The 14,615-nt window shown below is 37.2% G+C and carries 15 protein-coding genes; 14 read left to right on the forward strand and 1 reads right to left on the reverse strand.

Going from position 1 to position 14,615, the window contains the following annotated elements:
- Positions 1 to 179 precede the first annotated feature (179 nt).
- Complete coding sequence (gene recJ / locus ACTTKP_RS08415) at positions 180 to 1,940, forward strand: single-stranded-DNA-specific exonuclease RecJ (protein ID WP_442553453.1); 1,761 nt, start codon at positions 180 to 182, stop codon at positions 1,938 to 1,940.
- A gap of 37 nt (positions 1,941 to 1,977) precedes the next feature.
- Here recJ and ACTTKP_RS08420 read toward each other — a convergent pair whose 3' ends face one another.
- Entirely contained in the window at positions 1,978 to 2,778 is an 801-nt protein-coding gene (locus ACTTKP_RS08420) for a L,D-transpeptidase family protein (protein WP_442553454.1), read from the reverse strand.
- Positions 2,779 to 3,018: 240 nt separating this feature from the next.
- Here ACTTKP_RS08420 and ACTTKP_RS08425 point away from each other — a divergent pair, with 240 nt between their 5' ends.
- From ACTTKP_RS08425 to flhF, 13 genes are all read left to right on the forward strand, one after another.
- Positions 3,019 to 3,222 (forward strand): flagellar FlbD family protein, encoded by a 204-nt coding sequence (locus tag ACTTKP_RS08425; RefSeq protein WP_442553455.1) that lies wholly within the window; start codon positions 3,019 to 3,021, stop codon positions 3,220 to 3,222.
- 57 nt (positions 3,223 to 3,279) lie between these two features.
- The gene (locus tag ACTTKP_RS08430; protein ID WP_442553466.1) at positions 3,280 to 4,068 is read left to right on the forward strand and encodes a motility protein A; all 789 of its coding nucleotides are present in this window, start codon (positions 3,280 to 3,282) and stop codon (positions 4,066 to 4,068) included.
- A 3-nt stretch (positions 4,069 to 4,071) separates the two neighbouring features.
- Positions 4,072 to 4,995 (forward strand): flagellar motor protein MotB, encoded by a 924-nt coding sequence (locus ACTTKP_RS08435; RefSeq protein ID WP_442553456.1) that lies wholly within the window; start codon positions 4,072 to 4,074, stop codon positions 4,993 to 4,995.
- A gap of 20 nt (positions 4,996 to 5,015) precedes the next feature.
- Positions 5,016 to 5,543: a flagellar basal body-associated FliL family protein gene (locus tag ACTTKP_RS08440; protein ID WP_442553457.1), complete on the forward strand. Its 528-nt coding sequence runs from the start codon at positions 5,016 to 5,018 to the stop codon at positions 5,541 to 5,543.
- 41 nt (positions 5,544 to 5,584) lie between these two features.
- Positions 5,585 to 6,565 (forward strand): flagellar motor switch protein FliM, encoded by a 981-nt coding sequence (gene fliM / locus ACTTKP_RS08445; protein WP_442553458.1) that lies wholly within the window; start codon positions 5,585 to 5,587, stop codon positions 6,563 to 6,565.
- 3 nt (positions 6,566 to 6,568) lie between these two features.
- Positions 6,569 to 7,702, forward strand: coding sequence for a flagellar motor switch phosphatase FliY (gene fliY / locus ACTTKP_RS08450; protein WP_442553459.1), 1,134 nt, complete (start codon positions 6,569 to 6,571; stop codon positions 7,700 to 7,702).
- A gap of 33 nt (positions 7,703 to 7,735) precedes the next feature.
- Positions 7,736 to 8,095 carry a FliO/MopB family protein gene (locus ACTTKP_RS08455; protein ID WP_442553460.1) on the forward strand — a complete coding sequence of 120 codons (360 nt, stop codon included), beginning with the start codon at positions 7,736 to 7,738 and terminating at the stop codon, positions 8,093 to 8,095.
- Positions 8,096 to 8,110: 15 nt separating this feature from the next.
- A complete protein-coding gene (fliP, locus tag ACTTKP_RS08460) occupies positions 8,111 to 8,962 on the forward strand; it encodes a flagellar type III secretion system pore protein FliP (RefSeq protein ID WP_442553461.1) in 852 nt (283 codons plus the stop codon).
- Between the two features lie 13 nt (positions 8,963 to 8,975).
- Positions 8,976 to 9,290, forward strand: coding sequence for a flagellar biosynthesis protein FliQ (gene fliQ / locus ACTTKP_RS08465; RefSeq protein WP_442553462.1), 315 nt, complete (start codon positions 8,976 to 8,978; stop codon positions 9,288 to 9,290).
- A gap of 19 nt (positions 9,291 to 9,309) precedes the next feature.
- Positions 9,310 to 10,089 (forward strand): flagellar biosynthetic protein FliR, encoded by a 780-nt coding sequence (fliR, locus tag ACTTKP_RS08470; RefSeq protein WP_442553463.1) that lies wholly within the window; start codon positions 9,310 to 9,312, stop codon positions 10,087 to 10,089.
- 2 nt (positions 10,090 to 10,091) lie between these two features.
- Positions 10,092 to 11,255, forward strand: a complete 1,164-nt coding sequence (gene flhB, locus ACTTKP_RS08475) for a flagellar biosynthesis protein FlhB (RefSeq protein WP_442553464.1) — start codon at positions 10,092 to 10,094, stop codon at positions 11,253 to 11,255.
- A gap of 83 nt (positions 11,256 to 11,338) precedes the next feature.
- The gene (gene flhA, locus ACTTKP_RS08480) at positions 11,339 to 13,318 is read left to right on the forward strand and encodes a flagellar biosynthesis protein FlhA (RefSeq protein ID WP_442553467.1); all 1,980 of its coding nucleotides are present in this window, start codon (positions 11,339 to 11,341) and stop codon (positions 13,316 to 13,318) included.
- Positions 13,315 to 14,562 carry a flagellar biosynthesis protein FlhF gene (flhF, locus tag ACTTKP_RS08485; protein ID WP_442553465.1) on the forward strand — a complete coding sequence of 416 codons (1,248 nt, stop codon included), beginning with the start codon at positions 13,315 to 13,317 and terminating at the stop codon, positions 14,560 to 14,562. Before flhA ends, flhF begins: the two co-directional genes overlap by 4 nt.
- Positions 14,563 to 14,615: the final 53 nt, after the last annotated feature.

Consider the following 14,615-nt stretch of genomic DNA (forward strand, 5'->3'; position numbering starts at 1 on the left):
CGCTTCGCTACGCCTAATGCGCTCGCTTAGGCTATGGCTGTGGCAAGCCTGATTTAGGAGGGTGAAAAGAAAAAATATATATTGAGGCAAATTTGAGATGAAATACATTTTAGATGTGGTATAATATAAGGGTTGTAATGAAATAATGAATAATTATTTGTAGGCTTTTGGAAAATAGAGTGGAGAGGAAGAGTGTGATGAGAGGACGATGGTTCATTAAAAATATTGATGGTGATTTTGATGGGATAGCTGAAAGGTTTGGAGTTGAAAAGATGGTGGCAAGGGTACTTGTCAACAGAGGTTTGAATACTGATGAGGAAATTTTTGAATATTTAAATGCTGAAAAAGGAGAACTTGCGGATCCGGCACTAATGTATGATTTGGAAAAAGCTTGTGAAATTATTAACGAAAAGATTGAAGCCGGTAAAAAGATTAGAATTATTGGGGATTATGATGTAGATGGAGTTTGTTCTACTTTTATTTTATATGATTATTTTAGAAAGATTGGTGCAGATATAAGCTATGTTATTCCACATAGGGTGCAGGACGGATATGGAATCAATATAGATATTGTTGATAAGGCAAAGGCTGATGGAGTAGATACTGTAATAACTTGTGACAATGGTATAGCAGCCTACGAGCAGGTAAAGCATGCTAAGGAGATTGGACTAACTGTTATAATTACAGATCACCATGACATACCTATCAATAATGAACTGCCGCCTGCAGATACGGTGACAGATCCTAAGAGGGAGGACTGTAACTATCCTTTTAAGGGACTTTGTGGCGCAGGAGTAGCATATCAGTTGATAAATTGTTATGCTAAAAAGTATGGAAAAGATGTGGGGGTGTTGAAACAAACAATAGAAAAGACATATTTAGAATTTGTTGCATTAGCTACAGTGTGTGATGTAATGGAACTGGTAAGGGAAAATAGAATAATTGTAAAAAAAGGATTGAAAGCAATATATAATACGGAGAACATAGGACTTAGAGCAATGCTTGAAGTATCGGGACTTGCAGAGAAAGAAGGGATAAGTGTATATCATATAGGTTTCATACTTGGGCCTATGATTAATGCGTCAGGCAGGCTTGAGTCTGCCGTAAAAGCAATAAAGCTATTTTTAGAGGATGACAAAGATAAGGCTTTGGAGGAGGCAAGAGAACTTCAAGAACTTAATAACGAGAGGAAAAGTATTACAGAGCAATCTTTAATAAAGGCGACAGAAATAGCTGAGAGTCCGGAATACATAAATGATAAGGTTTTGGTGATTTTAGTTCCTGATTGTCATGAAAGTATAGCCGGAATAGTGGCAGGCAAGATAAAAGAGAGGTTTTATAAGCCAACCTTAATATTTACTTATGCAGAAAGGGGAATCAAGGGCTCAGGGCGTTCCATAGAAGATTATAATATGTTTGAGGAAATTTCAAAATGTGCAGAGTGCTTTTCGAAGTTTGGCGGACATCCTATGGCTGCAGGGTTTTCACTAAAAGGAGAAAATACCGCAGAACAGTTAGAAGTATTTTCTGCTTTGAGGAGAAAACTTAACGAAAATGTTAAACTGACTGAAGAAGAGTTAAGACCCAAAATCTATTTTGATATGGAACTTCCACCTTATTATGTATCAGAAAGCCTTATAAATAATCTTGCAAAGCTTGCTCCTTATGGAAATGGTAATAAAGCACCAACTTTTGCGAGGAGAAATATGTTTGTAAGTACATATAGAATTCTGGGAAAAAATGAGAATGTAATGAAACTTGAACTTGCAGATGAGGAAGATGGGCAGTTATATAATGCAATATGGTATGGAGATGCAAAGGCTTTTGAACAATATTTACTGAGTAAGGATGAGAAAAAACTTAGTGTTATATATTCTCCTGAAATAAATGAATATAGAGGAGTAAAAAAAATACAGTTAAAAATAGAAGAATACAGATAAATAGAATAAAGCCGCCTAAATTCAGACGGCTTTATTCTTATTCAAGTATTACGGTTGTGCCTGCTGAGGCAGTTTCGCCCCATCTGTCAGTAATGGTGTATTTTATGGTGTATTTTCCGGGGTTGTTAAAGTTTATATTTTCTTCAATTTCTATATCCTGAGTAATATCTTCTCCATCATAACCGATGGCCTTCACGCCTTTTAGCAGGTCATAAGCATAGTCATCGGAAGATAAAACAATCTTTTTAGGAACGGTTAAAACGGGAACGGGCTTAATGCCGTTCCAACGGTCTGTAGGGTCATAACCTGTATATTTAGGATAAGGGGCAGCTTTAGGTTTTCCTAAAGGACCGGGATCGTTTGAAGAGTAAATAGTGACTTTAGTACCATAAGAGCAGTTGTCATAGATCCATTTGACATCTTCAATAGCGAGTCTGACACAGCCATGAGAAGCTGAAGTTCCAAGCTTTTCATATTCTCCACGCTGTAGGGTAGAAGCATTTTTGCGTATATATGGGATGGAATGAAACAGTATAGGTCCATATATCCTGGTGGCGTACTGTCCGTAAACCCTGCCATAAAGAGCACGCCAGCGGTATTTGGTATTGGTTCTGAAAGTGCCTAATGGAGTGTTTTTTCCACCGGTAGAACAAAGCATTGCTTTAATTGGAGAATAAGAGCCGTCTTTTTGCTTTTGGTATACGGTTACTGTATTTGTATATCTGTTAACTTTTATATGATAAGTATCTGAAGCAGCAGCAACCGGCTTAATGAAACTTAAAGAAATTATCAAAAAAGTTAAAAAAAACAGATAGCTTATTATTTTTTTTTCTTTCATATTATCCTTTCTAAAGATAAGTATAAATTATCATACAAATTTAGCATTTACAGTATAAATGATTATGAATACAGTATAAATGATTATGAATAAAAAGTAAATATCATTACATTAATTTTTGTATCGATATTGATTTTTCTTTATAAAATCATTATAATAAATAAAAATGCTTTTTTTTGTGTGCAAAAATATCTAAGAAAAAGCTGAAGTTGGTCAAAGTATGCGATATGGAGGTCATACATGATAGATGTAACAAAGATGAACGGATTAGAGTTTACTATCAATGCAGATCTCATTGAAGTAATTGAGGAAGTTCCTGATACTATTATTACACTTACTACAGGTAAGAAAATAATGGTTAAGGAAAGCAGGCTTCAAATTAAAAATCTTGTTAAGAAATATAAAAATGAGATTTTTACCGGAAAAAATATTCTTGAAGAATAATTTTCCCATTATTACTACCCTTGAAAAGGGAATAAATGAGAACGGAAGGTGAATGGCTTGGACATAGCTACATTACTTGGACTTGTGATTTCGTTAGGACTGGTACTTTTTTCTATTATGATGGATAATCCGGCTGCTATATTCGGATTTTTGGATCTTCCATCAGCACTTATTACTTTTGGTGGTGCGTTTATGATTGTTCTTGCTTCAAATAAGAACATAGGAGAGTTTGTGGCAGGATTGAAGAGTTTTGGTTTAGTTTTAAAGCCGCTCAGTTTTAATCAGTCTGAAGTGATAAAGAATATCATCAATCTTTCAAACATAGCTAGAAAGGACGGGTTACTTGCTCTTGAGGAAGCAAGCCAAAATATTGAAGACCCTTTTCTAAAAAAAGGAATACTTCTTATTGTGGATGGTACTGATCCTGAACTTGTAAGGGGGATTCTTGAAACAGAAATTTCCTGTATTGAAGAAAGGCATAAAGGCAAGTTTGGATTTTGGGAAACCCTTGCATCTATGGGACCTGCCTGGGGTATGATTGGTACTCTGATCGGTCTTGTAAACATGCTTGCCAACCTTTCTGACCCAAGCTCAATCGGACCATCCATGGCGATAGCTCTTATTACCACATTCTATGGTTCTTTCCTTGCAAACTGGCTCTGTGCACCTGTTACCAACAAGTTAAAAGGAAACAGTGCAGAAGAAATTATGCTTAAGGGTATAATGGTAGAGGGCATACTTTCCATTCAGGCCGGAGAGAATCCGAGAGTAATAGAAGAAAAATTAAAATCATTCTTAACACCTGCTGAAAGGGAAGCATTCTCAGAAGGTGGCGGAGAGGAATAAGATATGGCTAGGAAGAAAAAACCGGAAGAAGCTAAGGCAGGAGCACCTGAATGGATGGCAACATTCTCTGACCTTATGAATCTGCTGCTGTGCTTTTTCGTGCTTTTGTTTTCTATGAGTAGTACAGATACTGCGAAGTATAATGAAATTGTAGAGGCTGTAACCTCTTCTTTCAGTATATTTTCAGGAGGTGGCTCGGCTCTTGATCAGGGTATTCTTGTTTCGAGCGGAGTCAGCCAGTTAAATGAGCTTGCTGAATACTATTCAAATTTGGCAGTTGAAAATACTGCTAAGGAAGAGGGGACTCAGGGAGGAAGCGGCAAATCAGATGCTGCAAAAAATGAGAATAATAATGCCAATAAAACAGAAGATAAAAAAGAAGAGGAAGTAAAGAAAGAAGATAATAAAGAAGTAAGTAAGGAAGAGGCTGTACAAAAATACAAGAAAGAGCTTAAAGATACTGCGGAGAAAAATTATGAAAAAGCTTCAGAAGCTATTAATCAGTTTAAGCTAAATGATATGGTACAACTTAAAATGGATACTTCATATAACTATATAGGACTTAGTATAGATGGATATTTTCTTTTTGATTCCGGACAGGCAGACCTTAAAAAAGGAGCTGATGCAGTTCTTGATAAGGCAGCAGGTGTCCTAATGAAGTTTAAGGATGCTAATATAGTTATTGAAGGACATACTGATAATGTGCCGCAGACCAATACTGTTAAGTTCAAAAATAATATGTGGCTTTCAAGTGCGAGAGCTATGGCAGTGCTTGAGTACCTTACAGATGTGGAACATATGGATCCGAAGAAACTCTCTGCCAGTGGAAAGGGTGAGTATGAGCCTATAGCCACTAATAAGACAGCAGAAGGAAGACAGAAAAATAGAAGGGTTGAAATAAAAATTTTCAATAAAGTCGCTGATTAAAAAATGCTAAGGAGATTATTATGAAAAAAAATATGCTTACAATTGTTGCTATTGCCTTGAGCTTTATAAATTTGGTACTGACAGCAGTCATTATGTTTTCGGTAGTGTCTTCAGCAAAGGCAACAAATACATTGGTTTCAAACATAGCATCAATTATTGACTTGGAGCTTGAGAGCAATACAACTAAAAATAAAATTGTAATGAGTGATATGGATGTAGTAAACTTTGAAGTACCTCTTCAGATAAACCTTAAAGGTTCTGGAGATGGAAAGGATCATTATGCTATAATTGACCAGACATCCATATATCTTATTAAGACAGCAGAAGATTATAAAACTCTTTCAGAGAGTATGAAGAATGCAGATACCAAAACGGGTTACGGCTCTACTATTGGTGAAATTGTAAATAACCAGTTTTCTCAGTATACTAAAGAGGAAGTACAAAATAATAGAGAGGCTATAAAAATGGCTGTATTAAAGGCTGTTCAAGAGAAATTCGGTACACAGACAATTGCTGAGATAGCATTCAAGAATCTTAGATTACAGTAAGATTGACGGAAGTGCAAAAAAATTTAGGATGGTGAGGCTTAATGAGTGATATACTCTCACAAGAAGAGATAGATAAGCTATTAAAGGGCATTGAGAGTGGAGATGTGGATACAAATGATCTCAAAGAGAATGATGAAAAGGTTGTAAAGGATTATGACTTTGCAAGACCTTCAAAATTTTCCAAAGATCATTTGCGTACACTGGAATCTATATTTGAACATTATGGAAGGCTTTTATCAGCTAATCTTCCGGCTTATCTTAGAAAGACTGTTCAGGTTGAGGTAAGGGGGTCGGAAGCCATTACATATCAGGAGTTTCAGAACTCTCTTTCAAACCCGGTGTTGCTTGCTATTATGAATTTGCCTCCGCTTAAAGGAAGCTGTATAATGGAAATGTCCAATAATCTTGGATATACAATTATAGACAGGCTTTTGGGTGGAGAGGGAAATCCGATTGAAAAAGCAAGGGATTTTTCGGAAATTGAAATAGTTGTACTTGAGAGGATTTTAAATACCTGTACTGACTATTTGGAAGAGCCATGGCATAATGTGGTTGAAATAACTCCTAACCTGCTTCGTGTAGAAACAAATGCACAGTATGCACAGATTATTTCACCTCAGGAAATGACGGCTCTTATTACTCTTAGTATTAAGATTGGTACGGTTGAGGGCTTTATGAGTTTTTGTCTGCCTTTTACCGCTCTTGAAGATGTTATGGACAGGCTCAATACTAAGTTTTGGTTCTCTGCACTTCAAGAAAGAGATGATACTAACTATGAAGAACAGATTAGCGAAATTATTGATAAAGCACAGATACCTATCAGGGCAGTTTTAGGAAAGAGTGTGGTTTCTGTAAATGATTTTGTGAATTTACAGCCTGGAGATGTTGTTAGGCTTAATGCAAAGGTTGAAGATGAACTGGATGTCTTTGTTGGGAATATGAAGAAATTTAAGGCATTACCAGGAGCATCATCGGGTGTATATGCACTTAGAATTACAAAAGTTATTAGGGAGGAAGAATAAGCCATGGACGGAATGCTTTCGCAGGAAGAGATAAATGCGCTGCTTGGCGGTATGGGTGAAGATAGTGGTTCGGATTCTTCTGATACCTCTTCTCCGGAAGGTATTGAGCCTTTATCAGGAGAAGAAAAAGATGCTATAGGGGAGATTTCCAATATAAGTATGGGGACGGCTGCTACAACGCTTTCCACTCTACTTAATCAAAGAGTAAATATAACTACTCCTAATGTCTCTATAGCGAACTGGAATGATATATCAGAGTCTTATGACAGACCTTGTGTATTTATTCAGATTTCATATATTGAAGGTCTTGACGGTAATAACATTCTTATAATTAGAGAAAATGATGTTAAGATAATTACAGACTTAATGATGGGTGGAACAGGTACAGATGTAGAAAATACAGAACTTACAGAACTCCATCTATCGGCTATCTGTGAAGCTATGAACCAAATGATGGGGTCAGCTGCTACTTCTATTTCATCGGTTCTTGAGAAAAAAGTGGATATAAGTCCACCTACTGCAAGTCTTATTGATTTAGATGGATCAATAGATGAAGAAGGCTTGGGAGATTTCTTAAAGGGACAGTTTGTAAAAGTCTCATTCAGACTTGAGATAGGTACGCTTATAGATAGTGAGCTTATGCAGCTCTATCCAATAGATTTTGCAAAGGAGTTGTACAGTAAATTTATGTCATCATCAGAAACAGATCAGTCAGCACCGGCTCCTCAGCCTGCACCGGCACCAGTGGCACCAGTGGCACCACAGCCAATGCCGGCTGCACCACAGCCTGTACCTATGCCGGTACAGGGATATGCACCGGCACCAATGCAACCGGTACAGCCTGTCAATGTAGCTCCTGCTCAGTTCCAGACCTTTGATAATAGCATAAATCCGCTTATGCAACAGGAAAATATGGGTCTCATTATGGATGTTCCTCTTGAGGTTACAGTGGAACTTGGAAGGACTAATAAGACTATTAAAGAAATTCTTGATTTTTCACCGGGTACAATCATAGAGCTTAATAAACTTGCAGGTGAAGCTATAGACCTCTTGGTTAACGGAAAGTATGTGGCTAAGGGCGAAGTGGTTGTAATTGAGGACAATTTTGGTATTAGAATAACGGAAATTGTGAAGTAGGATTCTCCGTAAAAGCTTTTAGATGGAGATTATATGTTTGCATTAAAAACAATGGGAACACTAGGCAGCATTGCTCAGATTCTTGGAATGCTTGTTGCGTTTGCAGTTATTTTAGCAGCTGCCTATTTTGTATCTAAATATCTTGGTAAATATGCACTTAAGACTAGAGAAAACAGCAATATAAGAGTAATAGAAACCAGTAGGATTGCTGTGGATAAATATCTGCAGATTATTGAGGCAGGTGGAAAGTATTTGCTTATAGGAATAAGCAAATCTAACATAAGTCTTATATCTGAACTTAGTGCAGATCAAGTAAAAGATTTTACTGTAAAGGAAATGGAAAAATTTTCTTTTAAAGAATTTTTTGACAAGGCTAAATCAAAAGAAAAATAAGAAAAGGCTGGTAACATGAGAGAACATCCTTTATTTAAAAAGAAGTTTAATTTTCTGTATCTTGGGATTGTTTTAGTGCTTGTATGTACCTCCCTTTTTTTTGTTACTCCGGCTTATGCAGTAGATAACAGGACAGGGAATACGGTAGATAGGAGTTCTAATGACAGCAATAGTTTCACTACAGGAACTTCTCCTTATAATATAGGCATTAATTTAACTACGAACGGCAATCAGAGCGGACTTGCTGCTACGCTAAGGATAGTTTTGGCACTTACAGTGCTTGGACTTGCACCGTCTATCCTTATTCTGCTGACTTCGTTTACAAGAATTATAGTAGTATTACATTTTGTGAGGTCTGCACTTACGACACAGACTACCCCACCTAATCAGGTACTCATAGGGTTGGCACTCTTTCTTACCTGGTTTATAATGTCTCCAATTTTCATACAGATAAATACGGAGGCAATAAAGCCCTTAACTGATGGCAACATAAGTTTTGAGCAGGCATATGAAGTTGGGATAAAACCTCTGAGAACCTTTATGTATAAGCAGACTAATACCAAAGATATAAGGCTCTTCCTTGATATAGCAGGAATATCCGAGGTAAAAGATATGGATGAGATACCTACTAATGTGCTTATCCCGGCATTTATAATAAGTGAGCTTAGGGCGGCATTTATTATAGGCTTCTGCATCTACATACCGTTTTTGGTTATAGACATGGTAGTTTCATCAACCTTAATGTCAATGGGCATGATGATGCTTCCGCCTACAACTATTTCCATGCCGTTTAAGATTCTTCTCTTTATTATGGTAGATGGATGGGATTTAGTGATAGGAAATTTGGTTAAATCATTTGTAAAATAGATAGGAGGCAGATATGAGTGCGGATAAGGTGTTGGATATATCTAGAGAAACAGTCATGCTTATTCTAAAGCTTTCTGCCCCTCTGCTTTTGGCTTCACTTGTTGTCGGACTTATAATAAGTTTGATTCAGACTATTACATCCATACAAGAGCAGACACTTACCTTTGTACCGAAGCTTATAGTAACAATGCTTATGCTTGTGCTTACAGGAAGTTGGATGATGACAAGTCTTGCAGAATTTACCACAGAGCTTTTTTCGGGTTTTGGTAATTATGTTTATGAGTCAACAAGTTATATAGGATATTTCGCAATATTATTACAAAAATAAATAATAAGAAAGTTTGGGGATGAAGATGCAGCTGCAGTTTACCGTTGAGAATTTAGAATATTTTTTATTCATAGTTACACGAGTATCTGCCTTTGTATTTACAGCTCCTTTTTTTAATTTTGGGAGTGTGCCGAGGCAGCTTAAAATCGCATTCACAGTGATTTTTTCAACTTTACTTTACCTTACTCTCCCATACACGGAAATAACTTATCCGGGAGTTGTAGGGTTTACACTTATGGTGTTTTCTGAGGCTTTGGCAGGAGCATTACTTGGCTACTTTACCAATATAGTTATGACCATACTCAATTTTACGGGAAGATTGATAGATATGGAAATAGGATTTGCTATGGTAACTATGTATGATCCTGTTTTTAAGGTGGATACTTCAGTTTCAGGAAATCTTTATAACTATTTTGTGATAATTCTCCTTCTGATAGGAAATTTTCATCATTATTTTTTGAAAGCGTTTGCAGATGCTTTTAAGATAATACCTATAGGTAGGGCAGTGGTAAATGCTAATGTTGTAAATGTTATAGTGGATTTTTTGGGTAACTATTTTCTTATTGCAATGAGGCTTATGCTACCCATATATGTGGCGATGCTGCTTGTGAATGTAGTACTTGGAGTTATGGCTAAGGTAGCTCCACAGATGAATATGTTTGTAGTGGGAATTCAGCTGAAACTCCTAGGTGGACTTATTGTTATGGTTCTTATGATGACCATGTTGCCGGGAGTTGCAGACTATCTTACAAGAGAAATGCAGGATGTATTTCTGAAGGCGGTGGAGGCGCTGAAATAATAGTGAGTTTTTGGGTTGGAGATTGCAAATATGACAAAAATGCTATACAATTGAGAAGTGGACAATTTGCCTACAACCTGCAGTTTTTTGGTGAAGGCGGAGAAAAGACAGAAAAGGCAACACCTAAGAAGTTAGAGGATGCAAGGAAAGAGGGGCGTGTTGCCAGAAGTACAGACTTAATTAATGGGTTAATGCTTTTGGTTATGTTTATTATATTTAAGATATTTGGAAATATTATTGCGAAAGGCTTTTTAGAAAGCTTTGTAAAATATTACAATAGGACTGCTGATATTTCAATGGAAGTATTTGATGTTAGGCAGGCATCAAGCCTTGGCAGGGAGATAATCTTTGATATAATAATAGGAAGTCTTCCGGTGCTGATAGGAACCTTTATGGTTGCTTTTTTGGGTAATTTGGTACAGGTAGGATGGAAGGTGACGGGCAAGCCGTTAAAACCTAAGCTTGAAAGGTTAAACCCCATTGGCGGATTTAAAAGGATGTTTTCGCCGGACAAAGTAGTTGAGTTGGTTAAGTCGATACTTAAAGTACTTGCCATTGCTATAGTAACATATAATGAGGTAAAAGACAGATGGAAGTTCATACTTAATCTTTACGATTTTGAATTTATGCAGGCAATATTAAATATTTTTGCTGTTGTTTTGGATGTAGGTATTAAAATCAGCATAATATTTGTTATAATAGGACTAGCTGATTTTGGCTATCAAAAATGGAAACATTTGCGTGATTTGAGAATGACTAAACAGGAAGTTAAGGATGAAATGAAGCAAAGCGAGGGAGATCCGCTTATTAAGGGACAGATAAGGCAGAAGATGAGGGAAGGAGCCAGAAAGAGGATGATGCAGGATCTTCCCAAGGCAGATGTTGTAATTACAAACCCTACTCATTTTGCGGTTGCGATAAAGTACGATAAGGAGACTGCAGAAGCTCCGTATGTACTTGCTAAGGGTGCAGATTATGTGGCGGCAACTATCAGAGAAGCGGCAAAAGAACATAAGATTGAAATAGTAGAAAATAAACCTCTTGCCCGTATGCTCTATTATAATGTAGAGATAGGTGATCAGATACCGCCTGAACTGTATCAGATGGTTGCAGAGGTACTGGCTTATGTATATAGTATTAAAGATAAAGAAATGTTTGTAAACTGATAATGATTGATGAGAGGAGGACAGGCTAGGTGGGAAATAAGGCGAGTTTTGGGATTGGCAGTTTCGTGCTTCTTTCTGTAATAATGTTTATAATTCCTATTCCAAGCGTGCTTTTGGATATATTGCTTGCAGTCAACCTGTCTTTGGCAATGATAGTTCTTTTTAATGCAATGTTTTCTAAAGAGGCGCTTGATATGTCAAGCTTTCCTACTATATTGCTTTTTACAACAATATTTAGGATCTCTCTTAATATATCTTCTACAAGGCTTATTCTTCTCACTGGAGATCCGGGGAATGTTGTAAAAACCTTCGGACAGTTTGTAGGTGGTGGAGATTTAATAGTAGGCGTGATAGTGTTTTTTATTCTTGTAATTGTGCAGTTCATAGTTATAAACCAGGGTTCTGAGCGTGTAGCTGAGGTTTCGGCAAGATTTACCCTTGATGCTATGCCCGGTAAGCAGATGGCTATAGATGCAGACCTTAATACAGGAGCTATTACGGATGAGCAGGCAAAAGAAAAAAGACAGAAGATTCAAGATGAGGCATCATTCTTTGGTTCAATGGATGGTGCCAGTAAGTATGTAAAGGGAGATGCTATTGCAGGTCTTATCATTTCTGTAATTAACTTTGGGGGTGGTATAGCTCTCGGAGTGATGAGGGGAATGAATGTAAATGAAGCACTTAACAGATATTCAATACTTACTATAGGTGACGGTCTTGTTTCGCAGATTCCCTCTCTTCTTATCTCGCTGGCAACAGGTGTACTGGTAACTAAGGTAAGTAAGGAGGCTGACCTTGGGAATATTCTTGGAAAACAGCTGTTTTCAATTCCGAAGGTCATGTATCTTGTAGGTGCTGCCCTTGTATTTTTTGGTGTGGCAACCCCTCTTAACACAGTAATTTTTGTACCGATGGGAGTATTTTTTATAATAGCCGGCTGGAGGATGTCAACAAATCTTAATATAGAAGAAATTGAGGATGAGGTTACTGCGGAAGAAGAGGCTGCTGAGGAGGTTAGGAGACCTGAGAATGTAAATGCACTGTTACAAGTAGATGCAATAGAACTGGAGTTTGGGTATGGTATAATTCCACTTGCAGATGTAAATCAGGGAGGAGACCTGCTTGACAGGGTTGTAATGATTAGGAGGCAGATAGCCTTAGAACTGGGCTGTGTTGTTCCTATAATAAGGCTTAGGGACAACATACAGTTAAATCCTAATCAATATATGATTAAGATAAAGGGAGTTCCGGTAAGTGACGGAGAAATACTCTTTGATCATTATATGGCAATGAATCCGGGGTATGTGGAAGAGGAAATTACAGGAATACCTACGGTAGAACCTTCTTTCAATTTGCCTGCAATATGGATTACCGAGGCACAGAGAGAAAGGGCTGAGACACTGGGGTATACAGTAGTTGACCCACCTTCGATTATAGCGACACACATTACGGAAATAGTAAGAAGGCATATTTGGGAACTTCTTACAAGACAGGATGTACAAAATCTTATTGATAATATAAAGGATAAGGATCAGGCTCTTGTTTCTGAACTTGTACCTAAGCTTCTGAGTGTGGGTGAAATTCAAAAAGTGCTTCAGAATCTTATCAGAGAGGGTATTTCAATAAGAGACCTTGTAAGTATTTTGGAAACTCTTGCAGACTATGCGACAACTACAAGGGATACCGATGTGCTTACAGAATATGCAAGACAGGGGCTTAAGAGGGCTATATCTAACAAATATTTTCCACAGTCTGAGACTACAAGTGTAGTTACTCTTGACCCGAAGATAGAACAGGAGATTATGAATTCCGTTAAGCAGACTGAGCAGGGTGCTTATCTGACAATAGATCCGGCTCTTGCTCAAAATATAATGGATTCTTTAAAAAATGAAATTGATAAGTTGGACAAATTAGGAAAGGCACCGATAGTAATAACTTCACCAATAGTAAGGATGTACTTCAAAAAGCTGACGATGGATTATTTTGCTGATCTGATAGTGCTTTCATATAACGAAGTAGAATCGAATGTTGAATTACAATCGGTAGGGATGGTAACTGTATGATAATTAAAAAATTTAAGGCAGAAACTGAGAAGGATGCTATTCTTCTTGCAAAGGAGGAACTGGGAGGGGATGCTGTAGTTATGAATATTAAAACTACAACTCCGAAAGGCTTTTTCAGCTTTTTAAGAAAACCATATGTAGAGGTGACAGCTGCAATTGATGAAAATATTGAAAAAAAGCCTAAGGTAGAACCGATTCCCAACAAACTACCGGAAAAGCCGGCTGTAAATGAGGTTTCTGCTATAGAAAAAAAACTTAATGATTTGCAGGGGCTTCTTGAAAAGCAGTTAAATGATTCTAAAATTAAAGAAATAAGGGATGCTTCAAAGACGGCGGAACAGACAGAAAAACAACAGGAAGTACATGGAGATTTTTCAGACAGCATAGACATAGACAAAAGTATAGCGGAAGATGCTGCAGCATGGGATAAGGGAGCAGGTTTGGAAAAGAAAGAAAGTAATCTTGCAGCCTGTATGCAACTCATTTATAAACAGCTTAAAAATAATGAAGTGGATGAGAAATATATAAAAGAATTGACAGGTGAGATAGAAAATTCCATTAAAAAAGATGCTCAGCTGGATCGTATATTAGGTGCAGTATACCAGAAACTGGTGCTGAAGCTTGGTCAGCCGAGCCTGATAAACATTGTACCGGGAAAGACTAAGTATGTGTTTTTCTTAGGACCTACCGGTGTGGGAAAGACAACTACAATTGCGAAGATTGCATCAGCATTTAAGATTAAGGAAAAGAGGACGGTAGGTCTGCTTACTGCTGATACCTATAGGATAGCGGCGGTGGAACAGCTGAGGACTTATGCCAATATTTTAGGAATACCTTTAAGCGTAGTTTATTCCGCAGGAGAGATAGCGGAAGCAAGAAAAACTTTGGATAAATATGAAGTGGTACTTGTGGATACTGCCGGAAGGTCGGATAAAAATAAAGAACAGATAGATGAATTGAAGAGACTTATAAGTGCTATACCGGAAGAAGACAGAGAAGTATATCTGGTGCTTTCAGCTACTACTAAGTACGGAGATTTAAATAGAATAACAGAAGTATATAAGGATATAACAAATTATAAAATTATTTTTACGAAGGTAGATGAAACGGGAACAATTGGCAATATATACAACATTCTTATGAGAACAGGCTCAGGGTTATCATATGTAACCTTTGGACAGAATGTTCCGGATGATATATGTGCGGCTGACACACAGGCAATTGCCAAACAGTTATTGTCATAAAAGCAGTAAAACTAATAGAATGGGAATAATATGGATCAGGCACAAAATTTAAG

It is taken from the genome of Catonella sp. (genome assembly GCF_052169795.1).
GTDB lineage: Bacteria > Bacillota > Clostridia > Lachnospirales > Lachnospiraceae > Catonella.

Excerpts from the sequence above, each read along its gene's own strand:
- ACTTKP_RS08420 (WP_442553454.1), bottom strand. The coding sequence starts at position 2,778 with ATGAAAGAAAAAAAAATAATAAGCTATCTGTTTTTTTTAACTTTTTTG.
- ACTTKP_RS08425 (WP_442553455.1), top strand. The coding sequence starts at position 3,019 with ATGATAGATGTAACAAAGATGAACGGATTAGAGTTTACTATCAATGCA.
- ACTTKP_RS08435 (WP_442553456.1), top strand. The coding sequence starts at position 4,072 with ATGGCTAGGAAGAAAAAACCGGAAGAAGCTAAGGCAGGAGCACCTGAA.
- ACTTKP_RS08440 (WP_442553457.1), top strand. The coding sequence starts at position 5,016 with ATGAAAAAAAATATGCTTACAATTGTTGCTATTGCCTTGAGCTTTATA.
- fliM (WP_442553458.1), top strand. The coding sequence starts at position 5,585 with ATGAGTGATATACTCTCACAAGAAGAGATAGATAAGCTATTAAAGGGC.
- fliY (WP_442553459.1), top strand. The coding sequence starts at position 6,569 with ATGGACGGAATGCTTTCGCAGGAAGAGATAAATGCGCTGCTTGGCGGT.
- ACTTKP_RS08455 (WP_442553460.1), top strand. The coding sequence starts at position 7,736 with ATGTTTGCATTAAAAACAATGGGAACACTAGGCAGCATTGCTCAGATT.
- fliP (WP_442553461.1), top strand. The coding sequence starts at position 8,111 with ATGAGAGAACATCCTTTATTTAAAAAGAAGTTTAATTTTCTGTATCTT.
- fliQ (WP_442553462.1), top strand. The coding sequence starts at position 8,976 with ATGAGTGCGGATAAGGTGTTGGATATATCTAGAGAAACAGTCATGCTT.
- fliR (WP_442553463.1), top strand. The coding sequence starts at position 9,310 with ATGAAGATGCAGCTGCAGTTTACCGTTGAGAATTTAGAATATTTTTTA.
- flhA (WP_442553467.1), top strand. The coding sequence starts at position 11,339 with ATGTTTATAATTCCTATTCCAAGCGTGCTTTTGGATATATTGCTTGCA.
- flhF (WP_442553465.1), top strand. The coding sequence starts at position 13,315 with ATGATAATTAAAAAATTTAAGGCAGAAACTGAGAAGGATGCTATTCTT.